Genomic DNA, 24,721 nt, shown 5'->3' on the forward strand with positions numbered 1-24,721 from the left:
TCAGATGGCTGCGCTGCGTTCAAAAAGGGCGATCGACTCGACGTGCGAGGTATGGGGAAACATATTGATCACGCCGGCGCCGCGCAGCTGGTAGTTTTTCTGCGCAACCAGTATGGCAGCGTCGCGCGCCAGCGTCGCCGGACTGCATGAAATATAGACGATACGCCGCGGCCCGTCGCTGTCGAGCGCCTTGATCAGCTCCAGAGCCCCTTCGCGCGGCGGGTCGATCAGCATCTTGTCAAAACGCCCAAGGGCGGCCAGGGTTTCCGTCGTGGTCTCGAACAGATTGGCGACGCGATACTCGGCCAGACCGTCGAGGCCATTCGCAGCAGCGTTCTCGGTCGCACGGCGAACGAGTTCGGGCTGCCCTCAACACCCATCACACACGCACCGGAACGTGCAATCGGCAGCGTAAAGTTGCCCAGCCCGCAGAACATGTCGGCAACGCGCTCGCCCGGCTGCGGATCGAGGAGGCTCAGAGCGCGGCGCACCAGCACGCGGTTGATCGCGTGATTGACCTGGGTAAACTCGGTCGGCGAAAAGTAGTGTTCGACCGCGAAGTCCGGGAGGAGGTAGGACAGCCGAGGCCCGCCACGACGGATAGAAGCGATAGGCCGTAGCCGGACCCTGCGGCTGCAGGTAGAAAACCACCGAGTGGCGATCGGCGAAGCCGCGCAGCAAGGCTTCGTCATCCGGATTCAGCGCTTCGAGGATGCGCAGCACCAATGCCGTCATGCGCTCCCCCACCGCCACCTCGATCTGTGGCAGGCGGTCCCGAATCGATAGCTGGCCGATCAAGTCGCGCAGCGGCAGCAACAGCACCGACAGATGCAGCGGCAGTATTTCGCACTGCCGCATGTCGGCAACGTAGCTGCTTTTCCTTTCGTGGAAGCCGACCAGTACGCCGCCTTTCTTGAGCACGAAACGGACGGAAAGGCGGGCTCGATAGCGATAGCCCCAGGGTTGACCGTAAATCGGCGCGTAGAGCTGATCCGCCTTGATCCGGCCAAGATGCCAGAGATTGTCCTCGAGCAGGCGCTGCTTGGCTGCGACCTGCGCCGCCGGATCGAGATGCTGCATGCTGCAGCCACCGCAGACACCGAAGTGCGGGCAGCGCGGCGTCACCCGCTCCGCCGACGAGGCCAGAACCCGCAGCGTCCGTGCCAGCTCATAGGTGGGTTTCCTGCGGTAGCTTGCATACTCCACGGATTCGCCCGGCAAGGCGCCCTCGACGAAAACCGTCTTGCCATCCAGCCGGGTAACTCCCCGCGCCTCGTGATCGAGCGATTCAATGATTCCAGTAGGCATGCGACACTTCCGCAGAGAAAACGTGTGATTCTATCCCGAATGTCTGGTCGGCTCTCTTGGCGAGATTCACATCCAGTCGATGGTGGCTAACCTACAGAGGGTCAGGCACGAGCCGATCAGCCGCCGCATCGCGCTTGCGTACACTCAGTGCATGTGTATGATGCGAGTCTGAACGGCACCGGCCACATCAGACAGTTATGGGGTGACGGCGATGTGATTCCGGAAGCACAGTACCAAGCGCCCGAGCAGCCGTTGCCGGCAGGGGCAAATGGACCGCCAACGATGACCAGCAGACTGATAACCACCTGGACAGAATACGACAACGCGGTACAGGAAGTCCTGGAACTGTCCACCAGCACGCTGCAGATCTTCGATGAAGACCTGTCGTCACTGAAGCTTGAACGCCCGCAGAGGATTGCTCCGCTGCGGGCAGTGCTGACTGCGCACGAATACCACAAGCGACTGGCAATCGTCGTACAGAAGCCCGATTTCGTCAGGCAATACAGCCCGCAGCTGATGGATCTGCTGAAGGTCCATGCGCCGACGCTGACGATCACTCAATCGCCGCCACATCTGGATACGCTCAAGGATTCCCTGCTGATCGCCGATGGCAAGCACGCACTCGTTTGCTTCCACCGCGAGCAGCCACGCGCCAGACTGATCATCGACGACGTCCACGAGTGCACGCCCTACGTCAGGCGCTTCGAAGAGATTCTCGCCGCAGGGGGCGACCCCGTCAGTGCAATGACCCTGGGTCTGTAAGCGACGACAGGATTCCCGAAGCGTTATCGGCTAGACTGGCTGGTTTCGTCGCGGAAGTGCCATCTTGAATCGCTCTCAGGCCAATCTCCTGCTACTCGCCGTCGCCGTCATCTGGGGTTCGGCCTTTGTCGCCCAGGCTGAGGGAATGGCCGGCGTCGGGCCACTAACCTTCACTGGCATCCGCTTCCTTCTCGGAACGGCCATCGTGCTGCCGCTCGCCTGGCGGGAGTGGCAATTGCTTGCCGCGCGAGGGGCCCGACTAGTGCCCGCAGACGCGCTTGGCATCAGTGCCCTGGGTTTGCTCCTGATGCTCGGCGCGGCTCTGCAGCAGATCGGCATCGCCAGCACCACGGTCACCAACGCCGGCTTTCTCACCGCGCTCTACGTGCCGCTGGTACCGCTGCTGGCCTGGCTGATTCTGAGGACGCGACCCCACTGGTCGGTATGGCCGACGTCGCTCGGCTGCCTGGGCGGGACCTGGCTGCTCTCCGGCGCCGAAGCGCTCGACCCATTGGTCGGCGATGCCTGGGTAATTGCCAGCTCCGTTTTCTGGGCCTTGCACCTGCTCTTTGTCGGACGCATCGCCGACCGCATCGCGGCGCCATTCCTGGTCGCCTGCGGACAGTTCCTGGTCTGCGGACTGATCAGCCTGCTCTGCGCCGGGCTGAGCGAAGTGATCACCCTGGCCGGCATTCGCCAGGCTTTGCTGCCGATTGTCTATGCCGGCGCGGTTTCGGTGGCCATCGGGTTCACTGCCCAGGTAGTCGGGCAGCGCTACGCGCAGCCGGCCGACGCCGCGATCATCCTGTCGGCCGAAACGGTCTTCGCTGCGCTCTTCGGATTCCTCCTCATGGGGGATCGCCTGAACGCAAGCGGTGTTGCTGGCTGTGCCCTAATTCTTGTCTGCATCATCGTCGTCCAGGTTGCACCAATGACTCTGGCTGCACATCAGGCCCGGACAAACGGACGAGCGCGCGGCGGTTGACGAGCGGTTTTCGCCACCTCGCGAGCCCTTCCTGAACAGCGACCTGGCCGACGCTCTGACGGCAAGGCCTTGGCGTGATCGTGCCCGGGGTTTGAGCAGAAGCTATTTGTGCATGCGCATCAGCGTGCTCTTGCCGAACAGGCTCTCGACGAGATCCACCGCCAGTTCGGCCGTCATGTTCCGCAGATCAAGCGCCGGGTTGAGTTCGACGATATCGAGCGAGCACAGCCGTCCCGTATCGGCGATCATTTCCATGCACAGCTGCGCCTCGCGATAGGTCGGACCACCGCGTACCGTGGTACCCACTCCCGGTGCAATTTCCGGATCAAGGAAATCGACATCGAGGCTGACGTGCAGGTGCGTTGCCGGACCCACGCCGGCCAGCGCCTGCTCCATGGTTTGGCGCATGCCAACCTCGTCGACATAGCGCATGTCGAAGACTTCAATGCCGATTTCGGCCAGGAAGCGCTTTTCCCCTTCGTCTACACTGCGGATGCCGATCTCGCGGATATCCTGCGGCGACATGGCGGGGACGTGGCCGCCAATTTCCGTCAGTTGCGATGGGCCATGACCGCACAGGCAAGCGCCGGGCATGCCATGGATGTTGCCGCTGGGGGTCATCGTCGCGGTGTTGAAATCGGCGTGCGCGTCGAACCACAGCACGCGGAGATGCCTTCCGGTTTCACGGCAGTGCCGCGCCACGGCGCTGATCGAACCGATGGCCAGGCAGTGGTCCCCGCCGAGCATGATCGGGAGGCGCCCGTCTTTCAGTTCGGCATGGACCGCAGCGTGCACGCTGCGGTTCCAAGCCACGACTTCGCGCATGTGACGGAAACCATTGACCGCCGGCAGGTCGGGATTGGCCGGCCCGCCGAGATTGCCGCAGTCCCGGACCTCGACGCCAAACTGGGCGATCGCCCTGGCGATGCCGGCAACGCGCAGCGCCTCCGGCCCCATGCTGGCGCCCCGGGTACCAGCGCCCACATCAGTGGGAACGCCGATCAGGCTGACGGGAAGTATGGTCATCGAGGTCTTGAGACTCCTTGGCAATGGATCAGATAAGGTCAACGCCGCGGCGGCCAGAACCGGGTCTTTCGCAGCGCGATTGTCGGCGAGAAAGCCGAACAGGTTCTTCTGGTCGACCAACATTGGAATGAGGGAGTAGTCTCCGTCATTTTGAGTTCGGCCGCCACATCGCGCAGGCAGCGCAGCCGGTTTTTCGTAGCCGACCGCGACAGGTACGCATCATGCTCAGCGTTGCCGTGTCTGGCTGGCCGCCTGGTCGACGACTTTCCAGAACTGCTCAAGGGTCGCCAGCAGCGCCGGCGCGCCCATTATCGGGTAGGTGGCGTACACCGCGATTACCAGCCGTCGGTCGAAATCGACATACAGGCTGGTGCCATGGGGACCGATGATGGCCACCCGGTTGGGTTTGCCGCCGAGGTGCATGAAGCCATAGCGTTGCTCGCTGCCCTTCTGCAGGCCGGGCACTTCCTGACTGCGGATGCCTGACGAGGCAGTGAGCGTCTCGACGAACCAGGCGGGGATTCGGCTGCGACTGCGGCTGACGCGGGCATCGAGGAGCAACTGGCCCAGGCGGCCAAAGTCGCGCAGCGAGAGACCCAGACCGTCGGCAAGTTCGATACCTTGTGAGTCTGTCAACCAGAACACCGGATGTTCATGCCGACTGCGTATCAGCAACTGCTCGCAGAACAGACGGGCCAGCGGGATGGCGTTACTCTCGGCCAGCAACCAAGCCAGCAGGTCGTCGTCCGGACTGCCAGCGAATGGGGGAACTTCCTGCTCGACCAGTGGCTTGTCCCAGCGGCCGGGCTGAGAGAGCCACGAACGGATGCCTGTCGCCCGCTGACTGCTTGTCCAGCCCCCGGCCTGGCGCCACTGCGCCAGCTCTTGCGGTGCCCAGGCGTGCCGTTCCTGACCCTGCAGCAGGCGCTGAACCGAGAGCTTGCGCAAGCCCGACTGGCTGTTCAGGGCCGGGACGAAACGGGTGACGGCCTTGTCTCCCGTGAGTTTGCCCTGGGCGACACTCATCGCGCCCAAAAGGGCCAGTAACGGTCTCGTCGTCTGCAACAGCAGGCGTGGCTCGCCGGCGCTCAAGCCGTTGCGGTACCGTTCGCTGAGGATTTTTCCGTTGTGAAGGACAAGGACCCCGTCGGCCTCGAGGCGGCTGTCGAGCAGGAAGCCGAGGTCGCGCTTGCGGCCATCAAAGGGGTCGGTGGTCTCCAGGCGGTCGATATCGAGCGGGCGCGGTGCGGCGCGCAGGGCTTCGCCGCCGGCGGCCGGGCGAACCCGCCGGGCGGGCATGAATACGTCGGCTGCCTGCAGGCTGACGCGCTGATTATCGACTGCCAGCCAGTTGTCTCTGTCGATCCATTGACCGATCTCTCCGCTGCCAGCCGCGACCACGTCAAACTGGCAGCTCGGAGCTGCCCCGGTGGTAGAAATGGTAGTGGCAAGGAGGAGCGCAAGCATCGTCAGCCGACGTTTCATCGTGAGATCTCCCGGGGTTCGTTCGCTGCTGGGCGGGCGAGCAATCGTTCGGCTGCTTCGCGCACCACGTCATTCAGGTTGCCGTGCAGTCGCTGCATGCCGCGCAGCCAGGCGGCGTCGGTCGCATCGTCGGCGAGCAGTGGCTGCAGGTGATCGAGCCATGCCGTACAGCCGAGTTCGCGGGCATCTGCGGCCAGCAATTCCAGCAGCTCGGCGAGACTTTCCCGCAGCGGCCGCTGGCCGAGCGCGACTGGATCGGAAATCATCGCCGCCATGCCGTATCGGCAGGCCTGGAATTTGTTGTAACGCGCGACATGCACCTGCCGCGCTACCTGCAGATCCGGCCGCGTGCGCAGCAGCCAGCGGCTCAGCGCCTGTGCCAGTGCCGCCAGGGCGGTGGCACTCTCGATGCTCAGTGGCGTGTCGCAGACGCGAATCTCGACCGTTCCGAATTCCGGCTTGGGCCGCACGTCCCAGTACAGGTCCTTGATGCTGGCCGCGATGCCGCAGGCTTGCAGCATGCCGAAATAGCGGACGAACTCCTCCCAGTTGGCGAGCGGCGGGCACTGCCCGCTGAGCGGAAAGGCCGAGACGGCGTTGAGACGGGCCGACTGGAAAAAGGTATCGACACCGTCAACGAATGGCGACGAAGCCGAGAGAGCGACAAATACCGGTACATACACGCCGAGCGCCTGCGTCAGCCAGATCGCGTCGTCGGCCGAAGTGCAGCCGACGTGGATGTGCTGGCCGAAGACAGTGAACTGCTTGGCGAGGTAGCCGTAGCGCTGGTACAACGCGTCAAAGCGCTCGCCGCTACAGATGCGCCGTTCCGGCCAGCGGTGGAAGGGATGCGTGCCACCACCACTGACGGCAATGTTGTTGCGCGCACAATGTACCCGCAGGATCTCGCGCAGGCCCGCGAGATCGGCGGCGATCCCCTCTGCGCTTGCCTGTGGCAGGGTACTGACTTCGATCATGCTCTCGGTAATCTCCAGCTTGATTTCGCCGAAACGTCCGTCGTAGTCGAGGCTGGCCAGCAGGTCGGTCGCGCCACGGGTCAGGTCAAAGTCACGCCGGGACAGCAGTTGCAGTTCCAGTTCGACGCCCAGCGTCAGCGGTTCGCTATGCCTGAATTCCCCCAGAGACTTGCTCATCCGATACCTCCCTTGCCGTTTTCGCTACCAGCGGTTTCCCCTGACTTGCGCAGCGCGATGCGGCACAGCGCCGGTCCGGCGAGTTCCATGAGCGCTGCGGCGAAGAGCGACAGAGCCAGCGCCGAACGACCGATCTCCGGGTACAGTGCGGCGATTTCATAGGCCATGAAGACAGCCGTTGCCGACAGCGGCTGGATGCCGATGGCGACCAGCAGCCGCTTTGGCAGCGGCAGGCTGCCGCCGGCAGCAGCCAGCGCTGCAGCCTTGGCCGCGGCACGAACCAGCAGCAGTCCAATCGCCTGCAGCCCGGTCAGCCAGGTGAACTCCTGCCACGGCAGCGAGGCGCCAACGATGACAAAGAGAATGATGGCGAGCAGCCAGTGGCCTTCGGGGAGTGCGGTGTAGCGCAGCGTCTGTCGCTCATCGATCTGCGCCAGCAGGACACCCATCAGGAACAGCGTCAGAAAGACCGGGACCGCCAGCATGCGGGCCAGGCCAACGGCCAGCAAGGCGCTGGCGACAAGGGTGAAGACCTGGGCCAGCGAACGCTTCGGCAGCAAGCGGGCGATAAGCAGCGCCAGACCGGCAACCAGCCAGGCGATGAGCAGCGCGCCGACGGCAACCCACAGCGGGTGGACCACGGCATTCAGCCAGTCCTCGCTTTGCTCGGCGTGGATGACGCCGAGGACAAGCGTGAACACGACGAAGGAGGCCGCTGAAGCGATCGCCGTGTGCAGGACGATCCGTTCCGTTACCACGCCCTGCGCTTTGGACTCCTCGATCGTAAGCAACACGACGGCGGGCGCTGAAGCCATCGTGACTGCGGCCGTGGCGGCCGCCCAGGCGGGGCTTTGCCCGATAAGCAGGAGGGCGAAGGAAAAGATCAGGCTGAAGGAGAGGCTGATGTCGATCAGCGTGCTGCGTAGCAGTTCCGGATTGTGTCGCAGCCAGCCGAGGTCGAGGCGTCGGCCGACCTCGAGCATCAGCAGCCCGAGGGCCGCATCCGCTATCGGCCGCGCCTGCGCCAACGCCTCAATGCTGATCCAGCCAAGCAGTGACGGCCCAAAGATGGTACCGGCGAGCACATAGCCGATCACCCTCGGCCAGCCGACGCGGGCGTGCAACCACTCACCGATCAGCAGCCCAACGACCAGTAGCAGACTGAACAAGGCCAGCGAGTCAATGCTTTCCGGAAACGGTGGCAGGAAGAAGAGACGTTCGAGCAGGGCCTCCCAGCCTCTGCGCAGGGGGGCGAGCAGGTCGTCAGGCATGGCCGAGGGAGTCGCCAGAATGGCCCTGGTCAGCGCGCGACACGGGAACTCGTCGGGTCTTGGGCGAGCGAGCGCTAATCACCATAGCCGGCCTCGCGCAGCGTTCAGGAACTCGTCCAGAATCGGCGTGCAGTCGAGCAGCGTCGGGGAGCCGGGCGGATGAAACTCAGGGTGCCATTGGAGACCGAGAACGTAGGGCTTGCCTTCGAGCCGGACGGCCTCGACCATTTCGTCATCAGCACCGCGCGCCTCGACACGCAGACCCCGGCCCAGCGCCCGGATCGCCTGATGATGAATGGAGACGGTGCTGCCGCGCGTCATCTTCGGGTACAGGCGTGCGAGACCGGAACCGGCGTCCCAAACGATGTCGTGGAAGTGGCGGTCGTAATCGGCGTGTACGTGAACGCCTGCCGGCGTCACCTGGGTGGCAATGTCCTGGTAGAGGGTGCCGCCCAGCGCGACATTGATCAACTGCGCGCCACGGCATATTCCGAGAACTGGCCTGCCGGCTTCGACGAATTCGTGGAACAGCTCCATCTCGTAGGCATCACGCAGGCGGTCGCCGGCCCAGTCCGGGTGGAGCGGTTCCTCGCCGTAACACTGCGGGCAGATGTCCGCGCCGCCCTGCAACACCAGGCCGTCGAGATACTGTGGATAGTCCGAGAGGCGGATGCTGCTGCGGTGAACAATGCCGTCGCCACTGACCGAGGGAATCATGAAGACCATTACCTCGCGCGACATGACCCAGTGCGCGACCGATTGCTCCAGGTATTGCAACGACTTGGACTGCAGTCCGGTCGCGCCGGGTTGCGGGTGGTAGATGCGGGCCGACAGCCCGATGCGAAGTGGACGTCTGCTCATGGCGATCATTCTCCTCAGGTGGACGGCGTAGCCGGCGTATCAAGGCGCTTTGGTACGAGCCGGGTCGCTTCACCAAAGCCCTTGATGGCGGTTTGAGTAGCCAGTGGCCCAAACAACTGCATCAGCAGGATGGTGGCCATCAGGATACCGACCAGCATCGGCGGCATGCCCGAATACAGCATCTGGGTGTTGACCAGCAACACCAGTGCGACGCTCGACATTGGCTGCAGGCCGACACTCAGCAGCAGACTCTCTCGCTGCGAGAGCCCCAGACGCCTGCCGGCGAGCCGTGCTGCCAGAAACTGACCGGTGAGGCGAATCAGCACAATCAGCAGCGCCTCCGGCCAGAACTGCTGCAGGTAGACAATATCGAGCGCAGCACCGGCAAGGACGAAAGTGACGACCATGAAGACCCGTGCATCGCTGGCAATACGGATGGCGACGACCTTTTGTTTGCGGTCGCAGGTTTGCACCAGGATGCCGAAGATCAACATCGGCAGGAATACGGAAACCTCAAGGTGGATGGCGGTGCCGACGCCAAGCACGATGCAACCGAGAATCAGCAGATGCTGGTGTTCGACCTGTCTGCCAAGCCTCCCAGCGGCGACCAGGACCAGACCGGCGCAGACGCCGCCGAGCAGCAGCGAGGCGCCGATGCTGTCCAGCGCATCGGCGAGACGTGTTGCGTCGCCCAGTGTCGCTGCATCGGTCAGGAAAGGCGTCATCAGTGCGACAGCGGTGAAGGCGACCCCGCCGTTGATCGCCACCATGGTGTACAGCAGCCCGGTGCGTTCCCCCTTGGCGCCGACGTCGCTGCAGGTGGCTATGGTGATTGCTGGCGAGGTGGCCAGACAAAGTGCCGAGACAAAGATGGCCGCACGGGGACTGAATCCCCAGAAGGTGAAGACCGCGAACATCAGCAGGCCGGATGCCAGGGCGATCCCGATTCCGGCCAGCAGACGGTTCAGGCCGTCCCGAGCACCGGTGCGTGGCACCAGATAACCGAGTTCGAACAGGATCAGACCAAGCGCGAGGTCAATCAACAGTTGTGCCGAGTCTACGTGGAGCGGCGTGATCCAGTTCAAGCCACTTTGGCCGATCAGCAATCCAAAGACGACATAGCCCGTCGTGCGCGGCAGGGAAAGGAGGCGTCGTGACAGCTCACCGGCAGCCAGGCCGCCGAGCAGAACCAGACCGAAGAGCTGGACGGAGTTGAGCATGAAAAAGCAGCAGAAAGGAGGGGCTAGGCCCACTGAATCCTCGTTGAAATGAAATACACTAGGGCAATCGGCAAAAACAACATTGTATTTCAATGTAATTCATGTCCCCGACTGGTGCAACCCTATTCTCGATCTATACTTTGAAAACGAACCCTGATACCCCGCCGTCGCTGCTGACAATGGAAGTGCTGCAGCAATTCCGGCTGATTTTTGGATCCCTGCGCCAGCATTTCCGTCTGGTCGAGGAGCGTTGTGGTCTGTCCGGTTCCCAGATGTGGGTTCTCCAGGAAGTCGAGCGCCACCCGGGGATCGGGATCAGCGACTTGGCAATTCGCATGGGGATTCATCAATCCACCTGCAGTCTGCTGGTCGACAAGCTGGTGGGGCAGGAATGTCTGACGAAGAGCCGCCACCATGGGGACCAGCGCCGGGTGGGCTTGCGCCTGGCGCCGAAGGGTATCTCGGCCCTTTCCCTGTTGCCGGGACCTGCGGAAGGTATCCTGCCGGACGCCCTTTCCCGGCTGCCGAGTGTGGTGTTGAAAACATTGCATATCAACCTGGATGAGTTGATTGTCCACCTGCCCGGCAAGGATGAGTCCTGTGCTGGCGTGCCGCTGGCGGAGATGGTGAGGCGGTCCGGGGCAGAAGGTGCCTAGCATGGCGCGCACCGGACTTCGCTCGTCGACACTGTCGGTCCTGATCCTGGCCGCTTGCGCCGGTACGCTGCCGGGCGAACCACCCTCGCTTGAGCCACCGTCAACGCTGCCCGATCAAGCGGCACCGGCAGTCACTGACGAGCAACTCATCAGCACTGTCGACATCGAGCGCAGCATTTTCTTCGCCAGGCGATCGACGGCGGTCGATCCTGCGGAGCTTTACAAACTGCGGCAGCAAGCGCAGCGCCTGCTGGCCGACCCGAAACTGGTGGTGACACTGGTCGGGCATACCGATGATCTGGGTAGCGCGTCGTACAATCTGGCGATTGCGGAGCAGCGGGTGAGTAGCGTTTATCAACTCCTACGCAAACACGGTGTGCCAAGAAAACAGTTGCTTCGCTACGCCGTCGGGCGAGAAAAGGTGGCGCGGGCTTGTCGTTCGAGTGAATGCCGCGCCAAGATGCGGCGTGTCGAGTTTGTCTACCCGCAATAGTGCTCGCGAACGAATAGCGACACCCCAACAGCTCGGCCAGGGAAGCCGCGTGCGGCGCCAAGCCCCCCCGAGATCGCTTCCAGAAATCGCCATGGCCTGCCTGTTACCCTTTCCGCAGCACGAGACGCTCGCAGGGGAAGCACATTGATGCTCCCCGGAGTGGGTAATCGGCTTCGAGAGGTTCCCGCGCCAGGTACAGCCGGCGCTGTAGCGCTGCGTGGCCGGCGCGTTGACCCGGCCGGCCTTACTCGCACCGACGGGGTGCGAGTGTCTTGCGCGAGTCCCCGACCCAAGTTGCTGCGCGGCTGCATCAAAGGCACAATACGCGGGCCCGCATTCCGCGGAGCTCACCTTCGATTTCTTGCTTTCCTTGATGGAAAGGTGGTTTTCGCAATGAGCAATTTTGGGGATTTCATCTGGCTGATCGCGTCGACCTTCCTTTTCGTGGCCTGTCTCCTGATCCTCTTCCGGATCATTTCCGACCTCTTCCAGGACAGCGCACTCGGCGGTGGCTCCAAGCCCCTGTGGCGCATTTGCCTGCTTTCGTGCCGATGGTGACCGCACTGGTGTATATGGTCACTCGTGGCCAAGGGATGGCCGAACGGCAGCCCGCCTCCTCCGAGCGCTCGCGGTCCGCGGCGGAGTCCTACATAAAGCAGGTAGCCGGGACATCGCCCGCCGAACAGATCGCTGACGCCAAGGCGCCGCTCGATGCCGACACGATCAAGCAGCAAGAGTTCGCCAGGCTCAAGAGTCCCTCCCCTGAACGCAGCCCCGCAGGCGGTGCCAGCGGGCCGCCTCGGCTCCTTCCCCTCACCCTCAAATACTCTGGAGCAAGTCAATGAACCGAATTCCATTCATCCATGCCCCGGCGGCGGCTGCCGCACTGGCACTGGCGCTGCTGCCAACAGTTGCCGACGCCCAATCGCGCGTGCAGTACGGACGCATCACCAAGGTTATTGCCACCACCGTCACCGACACCACCGCCCAGAACGTCGGCACCATCCTGGGCGGCGGCATCGGCTTGGCCACGGGCAGCGGGCAGTCCGGTAGCAACCGTGCCCTGCGCACCCTCGGTGGTGCAGCCGCCGGTCGGGGGGTCGGCCACCTCGCTGGCCGATCGCAGGCCTTCGAATACACGGTCCTGATTGGCGGCATGACAAGCACCCGCATCATTTCCGACCAGGCGGGCAAGCGCGTCGGTGACTGCGTGGCGATCGAACAGGGCCACTTCAGCAACATCCGGCTGGTGTCCGACGACCGCTGCGCAGCCATGCCGACGGGACAACCCGGTGCTACGGCCACCACGGTCGACGACGTGCAGGCCGCCAGTGCCTGCGACCAGGCAAAACAGCAGGCCTTGAAAGCCGACACCGACGAGGCCTTCACGCTCGCCGAGCGCCGCATTCGCCTGTTGTGCGGCGAGTGATACTGAAAATCCTGGCGTCCGGGTTCCCTGGGGCTGCTTCGAGTATCGCAACGGATTCAATGATGCGTGCCCAAATCATTACTGAGTAACGGTACCGCCGACAACAGGTCTGGCGACGGCCGTCGGCAGGGAAGTGCTGTTCGTAAAGGGAGCGCCGGAAGTCATCGTGGACAACTGCGACCGACAGCAGACCGTGGGTAGACAGCCGGCGCCGAGATCCAGGAAATGAATCAGGCAGCGTTGGAGAAAGCGGTGAGCGACGTCGATGTGTTCTCGCGCCAGCCCCGAGCACAAGCTCCGCCTGGTGAAGGCGATCCTGTTTCTCGTTCCGACCAATTTCGCGCAGGCCCTGGTCACCGCTGTGGCGATTTTCCTCGGCTTCACGCTGCCAATCGCCGCGCAGCAGGTGCTGTGGGGCAACAGGGTGACCTCGCTAACGTTCGGGCCGGTTATCTGTTTCGATCCGCATGAGTTCTACCTGCTCAACAGCCGCTTCCTGCTCGACGCTTCACTTTCGAGAAATTCATTATTCGTTCGAGCGCTGCACTGAGACAGGCGGGCACCGCGGTCGAGGCAGGAACTTGACTGACCGGCACGGGCGCGCGATGGAGCGCGTGGGCGCCGGCAACGTGCTCCCCCAGGCCATGTGCAGGGCCATGCCATGTTCGTCCTGCGGATGTTCGACACTGCACCTTTCACGGCTACACGCGTGGGGAAGACCTGTGCCTTGTCTTCGGCAGGTACATCATGAGCAAGGTCATGGAGAGTCCGGACGCGCAGGCGCAAGCTCAGGTACATCCCCTCCGCGCTATCTGGGCTGCGGAACTAATCCAGAACTGCGGCCAGCGCCAGAACATAGAGCGCGCCGACCGACAACTGCAGCGCCGCGATGGGCAGCCCGATCCGCAGGAACTGCATGAAGCTCACGCGACTGCCATGCGAGGCGCAGATGCCGATGGCGACGACATTGGCCGAGGCGCCGATCAGTGTCGCGTTGCCACCGAGGGTGCCACCGAACATCATCGCGACGAACACCGGCAGCGTGGCCGTCGGCCAATGGACAAAACCGGGAGCCAGCGCGACCTCCGGAGCGGCACCGGCCGCCACCAGGTAGCCGGTGACCATGACCAGTGCGGCGGCGACCACCGGGATATTGGCCAGCAGGCTCGACAGGACTCCGATGCCGGCCAGCAAGACGAAAGCCACAGGCATCAAATCGGCACCGAACCACTGGTAGACCTGGATCGACAAGCCCTGCAGCAACTCGGTCTTGATGAAGGCCTGGACCAGCGTGAAGATGGCGCCGAGAAACAGGATCGTCTTCCAGTCGACAGCGCGGATCACCTCGCCGACCGGCTCGATGCGCACACCATAGACCACGAGCAGCGCCAGGGCCGCACCGATGATCGCCACCTGGGGCGGGACGATGCGCGTCGGCAGGGACTCCCCGATCATGAACAGGGTCACCATGAGCAACAGCACGAGCAGCGACAGTACCAGGAAACCGGGTCGCTCGATGGTAACGGGTGGACGCTCCTCCGGCAGGATCACCCGCGCCTCCCAGATCTTCGGTAACAACAACGGCAGCAGCGGCACAACCGCGAGCACGGCCAGCACGCCACCCAGGCTGACCATCCGCAGATAGTCGAGGAAGGACAGCCCGATCGCGCTGCCGACCAGAAAAGTGGCGGGGTCGCCTACCAGGGTGAGCATCCCGGCGGCGTTACTGACGATGGCCGTGATGATAAGGGGCCCGACGATGTCGACCTTGAGCGCCTCGGCAGACGCTGACGATGATCGGCGCCACCAGGATGACGGCGGTGGCATTCGGCAGAACGGCGCATAAGGGCGCGACCAGCACGACGATCAGCAGAAGCAGCCGCCTGCCGCTGCCGCCTGTGGCGCGCAGGAACAAATCACCGATCCGCTCGAAGATTCCCGTCTTGCCGATCACCCGCGCCACCACCATGCCACCGAAAAGCAGGGAGAGCGGCCCGCCGGCGGTGTGCACGATCGGCATCAGATCGCTACCTTCGAGGATCCCGAACACGATCAGGGTGCTCACCCCGAGCAGTGCGGCGACCACCATGTCCACAAGATCGAAGGCGATGCAGAGGATGACTGCGGCAAAGACAGCGATGGTGAGATTGATCTGAAAATCTGTCATCCGTACATCACTCAGTCGATCGGTGGAGAATAGTGGAGTCCTCCGTGCGTCCACAGGCGGTTGAGACCGCGCTCGATCTTGAGCGGACTGTCACGCCCGACGTTGCGCTCGTAGACCTCGCCATAGTTGCCGACCGCCCGCAGGACCCGGATCCCCCACTGTGGCTCGATCCCCATCGACCGTGCGATCATCTCGCCCTCGTAGGGGTTCTGCCGCAGCAGCGGATTTCTGTTTTCCTTGATCGCCACATCGAGCCTGTCACGGGTGACGCCGTATTCCTCCCCCAGGATCAGGATGTTCAGAACCCAACGGATCACCGTCGCCCACTCCGGATCGCCGCCCCAGACGACCGGGCTGAGCGGTTCCCGGGAGATACGTTCGGGCAGGATCACGAAGGACCCTGGACCACCGGGCGCACGCAGACGCATGGCCGCCAGTTCGCCAGAGTCCGCGGTATAGGCCTGGCATTGGCCGGCGAACAGGGCTGCCGCCGCTTTCTGGGCCGATGCCATGAGCAGAGGCTTGACCGACCTGCCGTTCTCCTTGAAGTGGGCCTCCAGGGTACGCTGGTGCGTCGTTCCCTTCTCGACGCAGATGGTCGCACCATCGAGGTCGGCGAGCGTTGCCACCTTGACGGCAGCAGCGACCATGAAGCCCTGGCCATCGTAAAGGAGGATGCCGGGAAAGCGCACCCTCAATACGGCCTCGCGGGTGAGGGTCCACGTGGTGTTGGCCAGCAACAGGTCGACCCTGCGCGTCTGCAGCGCGGGAAACCGTGCGCTGGTCTGGAGCGGTACGAAGTCCACTTTTTCCGGGTCGTTCAGCACCGCCGCAGCGACCGCACGGCAGAAGTCCACCTCCAGCCCGCGCCACTGTCCATTGGCGTCCCGCTCGGAGAAGCCGGGAATGTCCTCGCTCACCCCGCAGCGCAGTTGGCCACGCGATTTCACACCGTTCAAGACCTCTGCGGCCTCGACCTGCGGCAAGGCCAAGAGCATCAGAACGAGCACGGCGAAGCAGCGAGCAGTCAGTTTCATCCGGGGCCTCCGAATCTGCAGGGCGGTGGGCATATTCGCTATCGTGGTCTTCCATGCGGGTTTGACGGGCCAATGGAAGCTCCCGCAGAACTCGTCCGGCACAGGCGACTGTATGCTTGCCGAGGCGAACGCGGGGGACACCGGCGGCCGCCTGACCACTTCCAAATGATGGACTGCTTAACTCAGACATCATGACGACCACCGATCCGATACTACCCAAGGCATGCGGATCATGCAATGGTGTACCGTGACTCGCGCCGTCCTGGCCGTGGCCGCGAGTCCGGGAGATGCGAAACCGTGCGCATCAACGAGGAGGCCCGTCTGCAGGCCCTCACGGTCGGCTTTTTGCGCTCGTCGGCGAGGCCATGGGCTGCAAGGAAGCTCGCCGCAGGATCGGAGTCAACGCCACCGGACTGGCATTCAATTCCGTGACGGCCGTCGAACTGAACGAGGACTCGACGATGAACTCGATGGTCAATGCCAACGGCGGCGGGAATGCCGATGGGGCTGACGGGAAGTGTGGTCATTGAGGCCTGCAGGGTCCTGGGCAATCGATCAGGCGGCCAACGCCACGGCGGCCCGAACCGGACCTTGCGCGTCGCGCTTGTCGGCGATGAAGCCGAAGAGGTTTTTCGGGTTGGCCAGCGTCGGAATGAGGGAGATGGTCTCCGTCATTTCGAGTTCGGCCGCCACATCGCGCATGTAACGCAGCGCGGAGTAGTCTTCGAGGGCAAAACCCACTGAATCATAAATGGTGACCTGGTCCGCGTAGCTGCGACCGACCTTTTCACCGGACAAGACCTGCCACAGTTCGGTGACCGGGAAGTCAGCCGGCATCTGTTGCATGTCGCCTTCGATACGCGACTGTGGCTCGAACTCGCAGAACACCGGACCCTGGCGCAGCACGTCGGCGTGCAGTTCAGTTTTGCCCGGGCAATCGCCGCCGACGCCGTTGATGTGCATGCCGGGTTCGATCATGTCCGGCGTCAGGATGGTGGCGTTGGTCTTGTCTGCGGTGACTGTCGTCACGATGTCACAACCTTTGACAGCCTTCCTGGTATCGCTGAAGCGCCTGGTCTTGAGGCCGAGACGGGTCAGGTTGGCGACGAGTTTGTCCGTGGCGTTGGCATCGATGTCGAAGAGATGGAATGTCTCGATACCGAGCAGGTGATGAAAGGCCAGGGCCTGAAATTCGCTCTGCGCCCCATTGCCGATCAAGGCCATGGTCTTGCTCTCCGGACGGGCCAGGGCACGGGCCGCGACGGCTGACATGGCAGCCGTGCGAATCGCCGTGGTGAGTGTCAGTTCGCTGACCAGGTCCGGAGTCCCGGTTTCCACGTCGGCGAGAACACCAAAGGCCATCACGGTCGGCAGGTTGTAGCGATGGTTGGCGGGGTGGCCGTTCACATACTTGAAGGCATAAGTTCTGGCATTGGCTACCGGCATCAGTTCGATCACACCGACGGCAGAGTGATTGGCAACACGGGCGCATTTGTCGAAATCGTTCCAGCGCAGGAAATCCTCTTCGATGTATGTCGCGACACCGGCAATACATTCGGCGATGCCCTTCCTGTTGATGATTTCGGCCACGCGCTCGGCGCTCAGAAATTGCGTGTTGACGCGTCGGCCGGCTTCTTTCTTGAGCGTGGTGTGGTTCAACATGGCTGTCTCCTTTGTTTGGCTATTGCGATGAGCAAATATTGAAGGAAGACGACGCCAAACAGAATCACCAAATTTGTATCGATTCCGTGAGATTATTAGCAGAATGACGACATAGACTGACGGACTGATCAAAATGGATGCACTTGACCAGCAACTCATCGGCCTGCTGCGTACCGATGCTCGCCTCACGGTCGCCGCACTGGCGCACCGGCTCAAAGTGTCGCGCGGAACCATCACCAACCGCATCAGGCGACTCGAGGATGACGGCGTGATCGTCGGCTACACGGTTCGCCTGCGGCCCGACGCGCAGCCGAACGAGATTAACGCCTGGATGAGCATTGCCGTCGAAGGCAACGAAACTCGCGCCGTCATCGCCAGCCTGCTGGGCGAACCCGGCGTTGCCGGCATCCACGATACGAACGGGCGCTGGGACCTGCTCGCCAGCCTGCGCGCGGCCAATTTGTCAGAGCTGTCGTCGGTCCTCGAGCGGGTCCGGTTGATCAAAGGGATTCAGAGCACCGAGACGAGTATTCATTTGCAGACGTATCGGGGGTAATGGTTTTCCCGCTCGCGCGGCCTTGCTGTACCGACGATGGTCCTCAGCCGACTTGCGGGAAAAAGGGGTGCCACCTCTGCCTGCTGGCTGCTCAGCAGACCCGCGCGGACGTGCGGGTGTTTCATTACCGGGGTAGCCGTATCGAACCCGGTGCGGTACCAAACCTGATCAAGGCACCGAAGACCATCTCCGGCCCCCTGCCATTGCAGATCGCCCAGACCAGCGCGTACGTGCTGGATGAACTGGCGGCCGGCCTTACCCTCGCGGCGTCCGGCTTCAGGACCGTGCATCGCTATCCCGAGCGGGTGATCAAGGAAGCGATTACCAATGCCGTGATCCACCGCGACTACCGACTCAACCGCGACATTCACATTCGCATTCTCGACAACCGCATCGAGATCGAAAGTCCCGGCCTGTTCCCCGGGACGATCACGCCGGCCAATGTCAACCGGGCTGGCTCTTTTGCGCGCAACCCCCTCATCGCGCGCAACCTGCGCGAGTTTCCCGAGCCCCCCAATGTCGATGCCGGCGAAGGCGTACGCATGATGTTCGCTGAGATGCGCGCGGCCAATCTCTATCCGCCGTTCTACAGCGAGAACCGCGACGCGGCGCAACCTGCCGTCGTCGTCAGCCTGCTCAACGAGGAGCGTCCGCCGGTCTGGGAGCAGGTGAGTGACTGGATGGAGCGCAACGGCGCCCTAGCGAACAGCGATCTTTGCCGGATTGCTGCGGTCGACACCCTCAAGGCCTCGAAAATGCTCAAGCGCTGGGTTGAACAGGGAGTGTTGACCCGCGACGATTCCGGCGGGAAACGCCATACCGTGTATCGTAAGCCGCTGGCGGATGGCGAGGCGAATGCCGCTTCGTCAATTTCCATGCCCCTGGATAATGGGCAGTAGATTTCAACAAAACAACGTTTAAACAGTGTATTGCGCCATTTTTTATTATCCTTGCCGTGCTGTATGCATGAGCTGGGGCGTCGGGCACTGAAACCTTCGCCTTCCGCTCTGGCCGCGCACTGCTCGAAACCATCAACCGCGTCCCGTCATGAGTCGAGGCGGGCCGGGTGTTGGTCAGCAGTCAAAGGGATTCAGACCACCGAGACGAGTATTCATTTGCAGACGTACGGGGGTAATGGCTTTCCCGCTCACGCGGTCTTGCTGTACCGACGATGGTCCTCAGCCGACTTGCAAGAAAAGGGGCGCCACCCACGTGTATCCACCGCTCTCGATCGGCGGTTGGTGTTACCCGTAAAGCCCGTCGCCTGGTCGCGGAAGCCCGGCGCCAGCTATTCCCGTCACTTGAGGTTGCCTGACAGGAACTGTTGCAGACGTTCGCTGGCAGGTTTGGTCAACACTTCCCTGGGGTCGCCCTCTTCCTCAACCCGCCCCTGATGGACAAAGATGACGTGGTTGGAGACTTCGCGCGCAAAGCCCATTTCGTGGGTCACGACCAGCATGGTGCGACCCTCCTCGGCGATCGACCGCATCACCTTGAGGACTTCGCCAACCAGTTCCGGATCAAGTGCCGAGGTCGGTTCGTCAAACAGTAGCGCCTCCGGTTCCATCGCCAGAGCACGCGCAATCGCCACCCGCTGTTGTTGGCCGCCTGACAGGTGCGCCGGATAGGTATCGCGGAATCTCCAGACGCCAACACGTTCGAGATAGCGCTCGGCACGTGCCATCGCCTCCTTTTTCGACAGGCCAAGCACGTGGATCGGCGCCTCGATGACGTTCTCCAGCACCGTCATGTGGCCCCACAAATTGAAGTGCTGGAAAACCATCGACAGACGGGTACGGATCTTCTGCAGTTGCTTCTGGTCGGCAACCTTGAGGGCATCCCTGGTGCCGGGCAGCAGTTTGACTTCCTCGCCAGCGACAATGATCTTGCCGGAAGTCGGCTGCTCGAGGAAGTTGATGCAGCGCAGCCAGGTGCTCTTACCGGAACCGGAGGATCCGATGATGCTGATGACGTCACCGGAGTTCGCCTTGAGCGACACACCCTTGAGTACTTCGTTATCGCCGTACTGCTTGTACAGGTTTTCGATGCGCAGGAGTTCTTTACTCGCCGTGTTGGTCATGGCAGTCTTTCCGATCAGTCTTTCTTCGCGCTGCTGGCACTGCGGCGCGGTTGCAGGTGGGCCAGCCAACGGTTTTCAGCGACGCGGAACAGGCCAACCAGAACAAAGGTCACAACAAGGTAGAGGAGCCCGGCAAAAATAAAGGCTTCGAACGGCGCGTAATGACGCGAGTAGACGTTGCGTGCGGCCCCGGTCAGGTCAACCAGGGTCACTGCGCTGGCAATCGCCGAGCCTTGCAGCATCAGAATCACTTCGTTGCTGAAGGGCGGAAGCGCCCGGCGCAAGGCCGACGGCAGAATGATCCTGCGCAACGCGGTGCTGCGCGTCATGCCCATTGCCTTGGCAGCTTCGACTTCGCCATTCGGCGTATTGCGGATCGCCCCGGCAAACATTTCGAGCTGGTAGGCGCAGGTGTTGAGGCTGAACGCCAACAGGGCACAGAAATACGCATCGCGGAAGAGCAGCCAGAATGGATTACCAGTCTCCCACATTCGTTGCATCCATTCGCTTTGACCGATGCCGTAGTAGACCAGCAGCAACTGGACGAGCATTGGCGTGCCGCGGAAAAAGTAGGTGTAGGCGCGCACCGGAGCACTCACCCAGGGGTTCTTCGACACGCGAGCGATCGACAGCGGAACCGCAAAGGCGAAACCGACGATCAGTGCGATGCCGGTCAGATGGAGCGTCATCCAGAGCCCGCGCCAGAATTCGGGCAAACTGCCGGTCACGACTGTCAGATCAAACCATTCCATGAGTCGCTCCTAGACGTTCGCTTCTCTGACGCCGACGTTGTAGCGCCGTTCCAGCCGTTGCAGCACAGCATTCGAGACGCTGGTCATCGCGAGGTACAGGACGCAGACCGCAAGATAGAACGTGAATGGCTGGTGGGTCGAGCGCCCCGCCTGGTCAGCCAGCCAGGTCATGTCCGAGAGGCCGATCATCGATACGATGGCGGTACTCTTCAGCAGGACCAGCCAGTTGTTGCCCATGCCCGGGAGCGCGTAACGCAGCATCTGCGGAAAAAGGACACGCCAGAAGGTCTGCCAGCCACTCATCCCGTAGGCCCGGCCGGCCTCCATCTGACCCGCCGGGACGGCCTGGAAGGCGCCGCGAAAGGTTTCAGTGAAATAGGCGCCAAAAATGAACCCGATGGTCAAAACGCCGGCGGCAAAGGCGTTGAGTTCAATCATCTCCCATTCGAGATAGTCGCTGACTTGATTGATCAAGACCTGGCCACCGTAAAAAACCAGGAGCATCATCACCAGATCGGGAACACCGCGTACGACCGTGGTATAGAGCGCGGTCCACCAGCGTAACGGCGCCAGCCTGGATAACTTGCAGGCGGCGCCCAACAGGCCAGTGCAGACAGCAAGCATCAGCGACAGAATGGCAACCTTGAGAGTAACCCAGGCGCCGGCCAGCAGGCTCGGCGAGTATTCAATCAGGACATCCATCGGCGAGTTCTCCCTCGGGTTACGCGAGTGCTACAGCCGGGCGGAAGCATAAGAAACGCCGGCCGCGTCAGCGGCCGGCGTTTCGATGAGGGACATCAGTTGCCGTAGATGTCCATCGGGAAGTACTTCTTGCGGATCTCATCGTACTTGCCACTGGAGCGTAACGTGGCGAGTGCCTTGTTCAGTTGCGCCTTGAGGTCCTGGTCCTTCTTGCGGACAGCGATGCCGATGCCTTCACCGATGACGGCGCGCTCTTCGGCGTTCTTGCCGAAGTATTGGTCGCCGGCCACGCTGTAGCCAGAACCTTCCGGCTTGGTCAGGAAGCCGCCGTAGGCTTCCCAGTAGTCGGCAAAGGTCGCATCGACCCGGCCCGACTTGAGATCCAGGTAGGCCTCATCCTGCTTGGCATAGCGGACAATTTCCACACCCTGGCCAGCCCAGTACTTGGTGGCGAAATTGTCGGAAACGGTGCCACGCTGAACCGCGACCTTCCTGCCTTTCAGGCTCGCCAGATCCGGTCTCAGCGGCGACCCGGTCTTGGCGATCAGAACGACCGGCGAGGCATAGTACTTGTTGGTGAAGTCGACCTTGGCCTTTCGCTCCTCGGTGATCGACATGGAGGCGACGATGGCGTCGAACTTGCGCGCGATCAAGGCGGGGATCATGCCATCCCATTCCTGTTTCACCCAGGTACATTTCGCCTTCATCTCGGTGCACAAGGCGTTGCCAATGTCGATGTCGAAGCCTTTCAACGCGCCATCGGAACCCGTTTCATTGAACGGGGGGTAGGCGCCTTCGGATGCCATGCGGATTACAGTCCAATCTTTGGCCGACACACCGATAGACGTGAGCGCCAGCAGCGCCGACAACAGCAGAGCTTTTTTCACCTTTTCTTACTCCTCCATGGTTTAGACAGGCCAATGGTGGCAAAAAAGCCAGCCTTAATCAACGCTTTTCTTTGCGCACGGTGCCGTGTTACAGGAGTGCCACCATGCACATCGCAACCCACTGAAGAAAGCGTGAAGTGCCGGCCGGCCAGGGGAGTCGTGCCAGGAAGCTGAAACAGATTTGGCCAAGCGCATCTTCTCTGCGCTGACGGTGGTCGCTGAACCGGCTAACGCAGTCTAATGGTTGAGCCGACGCGCGAGTCCGAGGATGGCCCGAGCTTCGTCGGGCGTCGCCACGGGACGCTCCATTTCGTGACTGATCCTGGCAATGCGAGCGACCAGCTGGGCATTGCTGACCGCCAGTTCACCCTTGCGGAAGAAGATGTTGTCTTCGAAGCCGACACGGACATGGCCACCGAGCAGGATGGCCATCGCCCCGAGCGGCAGCTGGGCCGGCCCGATGCCGGCCACTGTCCACGTCGCACCGGCCGGCAGTTGCGCGCGGAGGAACATCAGCGACTCGGGCGTGGCGGCCATGGCGCCGGGAACGCCGAGCACGAGGTCGACATGCACAGCTGGATCAAGCAATCCTTGCTTGATCCAGCGCTCTGCAGTGGTGAGCATGCCCGAATCGAAAATCTCCAGTTCCGGTTTGACGCCGTGTTCCCTCATCGTGCGCGCGAACACCGTCATGTCTGCCGGATGGTTGAGGAAAACATCACTGCCAAAATTGACTGAGCCCATCGATAGGGTAGCCATTTCGGGAGCCAGTGTCACCGGCGCAAGTCGCTCTGCGGGCGTCATGCCGACTGCGCCGCCGGTCGACACCTGAATGATCACGTCGCAACGGGCACGAATGGCCGCGATGATCTCGCGATAGACCGCCTTGTCCTGGGTCGGTGTACCGTCGGGACGACGTGCGTGCAGATGAACAATGGACGCACCTGCCCTGACACAGGCTTCGGCGGCAGCGGCAATCTCGTCCGGCATGACTGGCAAGGCCGGCTGCTGTTCCCTGGTCACTTCGGCGCCGGTCAGGGCGGCGGTAATGATCAGTTTTTCCATTGTAGCGCCTTGATCAGCGTCGAATACGCTGGCAGTCCGCCGGAACCACGCAGGTGCCGGAGGCTCTACAAACGATGACGGGCTCGGCCAGGACGTCGGCGGCCGACGGCTGACCGGCGATGCCGGCAGCTGCGATGATCTTGCGTGCTTCAAAGGCCATCTTGCGCGAGGTATGGCCGATCGACACGATGCGACCTGTGGCTTCGATGAAATCACCGGCATGTACGGGGGCGAGAAACTCGATACTGTCGTAAGCGACGAACAAGCCCTCGTCGCCGTCGCTGCGGATCAGTAGCTCGGTGGCGACATCGCCAAACAGATGCAGCATTTTTGCCCCGTCGACGAGTCCGCCGGCGTAGTGGGCGTCGTGCGCGCTGATGCGCAAACGTATCAGGCTGGTCAGTTCTTGCATGGTGATTTCCTCAGGCTGAGTTTCTCTTGATCCATTCATGGATGGCGAACGACGCCACATCCTCGGCGTAGGTTCTGGTACCAAAGCCGGCGTCGTAACCGAGTTCCTTGGCCAGCTCGTGACTGATGCGCGGACCGCCGACGATCAGGATGACCCCGTCACGCAAACCTTCGGCTTCGAGCAGATCGGCAAGCCTGGTCAGGTTGTCGAGGTGGATGTTCTTCTGCGTCACGATTTGAGATACCAGGATGACGTCGGCCTTTTCTTCAATGACCCTGCTGACCAGCTCCTCCGAATCGACTTGCGCGCCGAGGTTGATGGCGCGCATTTCGTGATAGCTCTCCAGACCCTTGTGGCCGTTGTAACCCTTCATGTTCATGATCGCGTCGATGCCGACGGTGTGGGCATCGGATTCGATGCAGGCGCCGATGACGACCATCCTGCGGCGCATTTTCTCGGCGATCAGCCGGTTGATGCCGTCCTTGTCGAGGGTCTCGAACTCCGGCCGGGAAACCTTGATGCTTGACAGGTCGACCTGGTGCTTGCACTGACCATAGACGATGAAGAAGCTGAAGTCCTGACCCATGTCTTCGGCGTGCACGACCGCGGGTTCTGCGAGGCCCATCATCATCGCCAGTTGCCTGGCGCCTTCCTTGGCGGCGTCATCGAGGGCGACGGGCAGGGTGAAGGAGAGCTGGACGCGGCCGTCGTTGAGGGTATCGCCATAGGGCTTGACCAGATTTTCGGCCAT

Annotated in this window: 25 protein-coding genes and 2 pseudogenes; 10 read left to right on the forward strand and 17 right to left on the reverse strand. The window is 62.3% G+C overall.

Features of this window, described 5'->3' with window-relative positions:
* A pseudogene (gene rlmD / locus V5B44_RS21150) lies at nt 1–1,308 on the reverse strand (23S rRNA (uracil(1939)-C(5))-methyltransferase RlmD).
* 282 nt (nt 1,309–1,590) lie between these two features.
* Here rlmD and V5B44_RS21155 point away from each other — a divergent pair.
* Both V5B44_RS21155 and V5B44_RS21160 read left to right on the forward strand, forming a co-directional pair.
* Entirely contained in the window at nt 1,591–2,070 is a 480-nt protein-coding gene (locus V5B44_RS21155) for a hypothetical protein (protein ID WP_332361038.1), read from the forward strand.
* 64 nt (nt 2,071–2,134) lie between these two features.
* Nucleotides 2,135–3,055, forward strand: a complete 921-nt coding sequence (locus V5B44_RS21160) for a DMT family transporter (RefSeq protein ID WP_332361039.1) — start codon at nt 2,135–2,137, stop codon at nt 3,053–3,055.
* 102 nt (nt 3,056–3,157) lie between these two features.
* Here V5B44_RS21160 and rocF read toward each other — a convergent pair whose 3' ends face one another.
* From rocF to V5B44_RS21190, 6 genes are all read right to left on the reverse strand, one after another.
* Nucleotides 3,158–4,081, reverse strand: coding sequence for an arginase (rocF, locus tag V5B44_RS21165; protein ID WP_332361040.1), 924 nt, complete (start codon nt 4,079–4,081; stop codon nt 3,158–3,160).
* Nucleotides 4,082–4,306: 225 nt separating this feature from the next.
* On the reverse strand, nt 4,307–5,566 hold the full coding sequence (locus V5B44_RS21170) for a hypothetical protein (RefSeq protein ID WP_332361041.1): 1,260 nt from the start codon (nt 5,564–5,566) through the stop codon (nt 4,307–4,309).
* Nucleotides 5,563–6,720 (reverse strand): YbdK family carboxylate-amine ligase, encoded by a 1,158-nt coding sequence (locus V5B44_RS21175; protein ID WP_332361042.1) that lies wholly within the window; start codon nt 6,718–6,720, stop codon nt 5,563–5,565. The genes V5B44_RS21170 and V5B44_RS21175 overlap by 4 nt, the downstream gene beginning before the upstream one ends.
* Nucleotides 6,717–7,991, reverse strand: a complete 1,275-nt coding sequence (locus V5B44_RS21180) for a cation:proton antiporter (RefSeq protein ID WP_332361043.1) — start codon at nt 7,989–7,991, stop codon at nt 6,717–6,719. The genes V5B44_RS21175 and V5B44_RS21180 overlap by 4 nt, the downstream gene beginning before the upstream one ends.
* A gap of 78 nt (nt 7,992–8,069) precedes the next feature.
* The gene (locus tag V5B44_RS21185; protein ID WP_332361044.1) at nt 8,070–8,852 is read right to left on the reverse strand and encodes a gamma-glutamyl-gamma-aminobutyrate hydrolase family protein; all 783 of its coding nucleotides are present in this window, start codon (nt 8,850–8,852) and stop codon (nt 8,070–8,072) included.
* A 14-nt stretch (nt 8,853–8,866) separates the two neighbouring features.
* Nucleotides 8,867–10,072 carry a cation:proton antiporter gene (locus V5B44_RS21190; RefSeq protein WP_332361045.1) on the reverse strand — a complete coding sequence of 402 codons (1,206 nt, stop codon included), beginning with the start codon at nt 10,070–10,072 and terminating at the stop codon, nt 8,867–8,869.
* Between the two features lie 140 nt (nt 10,073–10,212).
* Between V5B44_RS21190 and V5B44_RS21195 the strand changes: the two genes are divergently transcribed.
* The 5 genes from V5B44_RS21195 to V5B44_RS21215 all read left to right on the forward strand — a co-directional run bounded on the left by V5B44_RS21195 (nt 10,213) and on the right by V5B44_RS21215 (nt 13,200).
* Complete coding sequence (locus V5B44_RS21195) at nt 10,213–10,728, forward strand: MarR family winged helix-turn-helix transcriptional regulator (RefSeq protein WP_332361046.1); 516 nt, start codon at nt 10,213–10,215, stop codon at nt 10,726–10,728.
* A gap of 1 nt (nt 10,729) precedes the next feature.
* Entirely contained in the window at nt 10,730–11,221 is a 492-nt protein-coding gene (locus V5B44_RS21200) for an OmpA family protein (protein ID WP_332361047.1), read from the forward strand.
* Nucleotides 11,222–11,614: 393 nt separating this feature from the next.
* Nucleotides 11,615–11,779 (forward strand): hypothetical protein, encoded by a 165-nt coding sequence (locus tag V5B44_RS21205; protein ID WP_332361048.1) that lies wholly within the window; start codon nt 11,615–11,617, stop codon nt 11,777–11,779.
* A gap of 283 nt (nt 11,780–12,062) precedes the next feature.
* Nucleotides 12,063–12,650: a hypothetical protein gene (locus tag V5B44_RS21210; protein WP_332361049.1), complete on the forward strand. Its 588-nt coding sequence runs from the start codon at nt 12,063–12,065 to the stop codon at nt 12,648–12,650.
* Between the two features lie 304 nt (nt 12,651–12,954).
* A complete protein-coding gene (locus tag V5B44_RS21215; protein WP_332361050.1) occupies nt 12,955–13,200 on the forward strand; it encodes a hypothetical protein in 246 nt (81 codons plus the stop codon).
* A gap of 275 nt (nt 13,201–13,475) precedes the next feature.
* Here the strand turns inward: V5B44_RS21215 and V5B44_RS21220 are convergent.
* Both V5B44_RS21220 and V5B44_RS21230 read right to left on the reverse strand, forming a co-directional pair.
* A pseudogene (locus tag V5B44_RS21220) lies at nt 13,476–14,817 on the reverse strand (SLC13 family permease).
* Between the two features lie 11 nt (nt 14,818–14,828).
* On the reverse strand, nt 14,829–15,854 hold the full coding sequence (locus V5B44_RS21230) for an amino acid ABC transporter substrate-binding protein (protein WP_332361053.1): 1,026 nt from the start codon (nt 15,852–15,854) through the stop codon (nt 14,829–14,831).
* 365 nt (nt 15,855–16,219) lie between these two features.
* On the opposite strand from V5B44_RS21230, the gene V5B44_RS21235 reads away from it, so the two are divergent.
* Nucleotides 16,220–16,384: a hypothetical protein gene (locus tag V5B44_RS21235; RefSeq protein ID WP_434735505.1), complete on the forward strand. Its 165-nt coding sequence runs from the start codon at nt 16,220–16,222 to the stop codon at nt 16,382–16,384.
* 25 nt (nt 16,385–16,409) lie between these two features.
* On the opposite strand, the gene V5B44_RS21240 is transcribed toward V5B44_RS21235, so the two are convergent.
* The gene (locus V5B44_RS21240; RefSeq protein WP_332361054.1) at nt 16,410–17,516 is read right to left on the reverse strand and encodes an ornithine cyclodeaminase; all 1,107 of its coding nucleotides are present in this window, start codon (nt 17,514–17,516) and stop codon (nt 16,410–16,412) included.
* Between the two features lie 133 nt (nt 17,517–17,649).
* Between V5B44_RS21240 and V5B44_RS21245 the strand changes: the two genes are divergently transcribed.
* Nucleotides 17,650–18,072, forward strand: coding sequence for an Lrp/AsnC family transcriptional regulator (locus tag V5B44_RS21245; RefSeq protein ID WP_332361055.1), 423 nt, complete (start codon nt 17,650–17,652; stop codon nt 18,070–18,072).
* Between the two features lie 110 nt (nt 18,073–18,182).
* On the forward strand, nt 18,183–18,971 hold the full coding sequence (locus tag V5B44_RS21250) for an ATP-binding protein (RefSeq protein ID WP_332361056.1): 789 nt from the start codon (nt 18,183–18,185) through the stop codon (nt 18,969–18,971).
* Between the two features lie 398 nt (nt 18,972–19,369).
* Here V5B44_RS21250 and V5B44_RS21255 read toward each other — a convergent pair whose 3' ends face one another.
* The 7 genes from V5B44_RS21255 to V5B44_RS21285 all read right to left on the reverse strand — a co-directional run bounded on the left by V5B44_RS21255 (nt 19,370) and on the right by V5B44_RS21285 (nt 24,721).
* On the reverse strand, nt 19,370–20,152 hold the full coding sequence (locus V5B44_RS21255) for an ABC transporter ATP-binding protein (RefSeq protein WP_332361057.1): 783 nt from the start codon (nt 20,150–20,152) through the stop codon (nt 19,370–19,372).
* Nucleotides 20,153–20,166: 14 nt separating this feature from the next.
* Complete coding sequence (locus tag V5B44_RS21260; protein ID WP_332361058.1) at nt 20,167–20,904, reverse strand: ABC transporter permease; 738 nt, start codon at nt 20,902–20,904, stop codon at nt 20,167–20,169.
* Between the two features lie 9 nt (nt 20,905–20,913).
* Complete coding sequence (locus V5B44_RS21265; protein WP_332361059.1) at nt 20,914–21,606, reverse strand: ABC transporter permease; 693 nt, start codon at nt 21,604–21,606, stop codon at nt 20,914–20,916.
* Nucleotides 21,607–21,701: 95 nt separating this feature from the next.
* The gene (locus V5B44_RS21270; RefSeq protein ID WP_332361060.1) at nt 21,702–22,493 is read right to left on the reverse strand and encodes an ABC transporter substrate-binding protein; all 792 of its coding nucleotides are present in this window, start codon (nt 22,491–22,493) and stop codon (nt 21,702–21,704) included.
* Nucleotides 22,494–22,730: 237 nt separating this feature from the next.
* Nucleotides 22,731–23,558, reverse strand: a complete 828-nt coding sequence (locus V5B44_RS21275; RefSeq protein ID WP_332361061.1) for a 3-keto-5-aminohexanoate cleavage protein — start codon at nt 23,556–23,558, stop codon at nt 22,731–22,733.
* Between the two features lie 13 nt (nt 23,559–23,571).
* Complete coding sequence (locus V5B44_RS21280) at nt 23,572–23,970, reverse strand: hotdog domain-containing protein (RefSeq protein ID WP_332344214.1); 399 nt, start codon at nt 23,968–23,970, stop codon at nt 23,572–23,574.
* A 10-nt stretch (nt 23,971–23,980) separates the two neighbouring features.
* Nucleotides 23,981–24,721, reverse strand: a complete 741-nt coding sequence (locus V5B44_RS21285; RefSeq protein WP_332361062.1) for an OAM dimerization domain-containing protein — start codon at nt 24,719–24,721, stop codon at nt 23,981–23,983.

This window comes from Candidatus Accumulibacter necessarius (assembly GCF_036625085.1).

Excerpts from the sequence above, each read along its gene's own strand:
- V5B44_RS21155 (WP_332361038.1), top strand. The coding sequence starts at position 1,591 with ATGACCAGCAGACTGATAACCACCTGGACAGAATACGACAACGCGGTA.
- rocF (WP_332361040.1), bottom strand. The coding sequence starts at position 4,081 with ATGACCATACTTCCCGTCAGCCTGATCGGCGTTCCCACTGATGTGGGC.
- V5B44_RS21170 (WP_332361041.1), bottom strand. The coding sequence starts at position 5,566 with ATGAAACGTCGGCTGACGATGCTTGCGCTCCTCCTTGCCACTACCATT.
- V5B44_RS21175 (WP_332361042.1), bottom strand. The coding sequence starts at position 6,720 with ATGAGCAAGTCTCTGGGGGAATTCAGGCATAGCGAACCGCTGACGCTG.
- V5B44_RS21180 (WP_332361043.1), bottom strand. The coding sequence starts at position 7,991 with ATGCCTGACGACCTGCTCGCCCCCCTGCGCAGAGGCTGGGAGGCCCTG.
- V5B44_RS21185 (WP_332361044.1), bottom strand. The coding sequence starts at position 8,852 with ATGAGCAGACGTCCACTTCGCATCGGGCTGTCGGCCCGCATCTACCAC.
- V5B44_RS21190 (WP_332361045.1), bottom strand. The coding sequence starts at position 10,072 with ATGCTCAACTCCGTCCAGCTCTTCGGTCTGGTTCTGCTCGGCGGCCTG.
- V5B44_RS21200 (WP_332361047.1), top strand. The coding sequence starts at position 10,730 with ATGGCGCGCACCGGACTTCGCTCGTCGACACTGTCGGTCCTGATCCTG.
- V5B44_RS21205 (WP_332361048.1), top strand. The coding sequence starts at position 11,615 with ATGAGCAATTTTGGGGATTTCATCTGGCTGATCGCGTCGACCTTCCTT.
- V5B44_RS21210 (WP_332361049.1), top strand. The coding sequence starts at position 12,063 with ATGAACCGAATTCCATTCATCCATGCCCCGGCGGCGGCTGCCGCACTG.
- V5B44_RS21230 (WP_332361053.1), bottom strand. The coding sequence starts at position 15,854 with ATGAAACTGACTGCTCGCTGCTTCGCCGTGCTCGTTCTGATGCTCTTG.
- V5B44_RS21235 (WP_434735505.1), top strand. The coding sequence starts at position 16,220 with ATGGGCTGCAAGGAAGCTCGCCGCAGGATCGGAGTCAACGCCACCGGA.
- V5B44_RS21240 (WP_332361054.1), bottom strand. The coding sequence starts at position 17,516 with ATGTTGAACCACACCACGCTCAAGAAAGAAGCCGGCCGACGCGTCAAC.
- V5B44_RS21245 (WP_332361055.1), top strand. The coding sequence starts at position 17,650 with ATGGATGCACTTGACCAGCAACTCATCGGCCTGCTGCGTACCGATGCT.
- V5B44_RS21255 (WP_332361057.1), bottom strand. The coding sequence starts at position 20,152 with ATGACCAACACGGCGAGTAAAGAACTCCTGCGCATCGAAAACCTGTAC.
- V5B44_RS21260 (WP_332361058.1), bottom strand. The coding sequence starts at position 20,904 with ATGGAATGGTTTGATCTGACAGTCGTGACCGGCAGTTTGCCCGAATTC.
- V5B44_RS21265 (WP_332361059.1), bottom strand. The coding sequence starts at position 21,606 with ATGGATGTCCTGATTGAATACTCGCCGAGCCTGCTGGCCGGCGCCTGG.
- V5B44_RS21275 (WP_332361061.1), bottom strand. The coding sequence starts at position 23,558 with ATGGAAAAACTGATCATTACCGCCGCCCTGACCGGCGCCGAAGTGACC.
- V5B44_RS21280 (WP_332344214.1), bottom strand. The coding sequence starts at position 23,970 with ATGCAAGAACTGACCAGCCTGATACGTTTGCGCATCAGCGCGCACGAC.
- V5B44_RS21285 (WP_332361062.1), bottom strand. The coding sequence starts at position 24,721 with ATGGCCGAAAATCTGGTCAAGCCCTATGGCGATACCCTCAACGACGGC.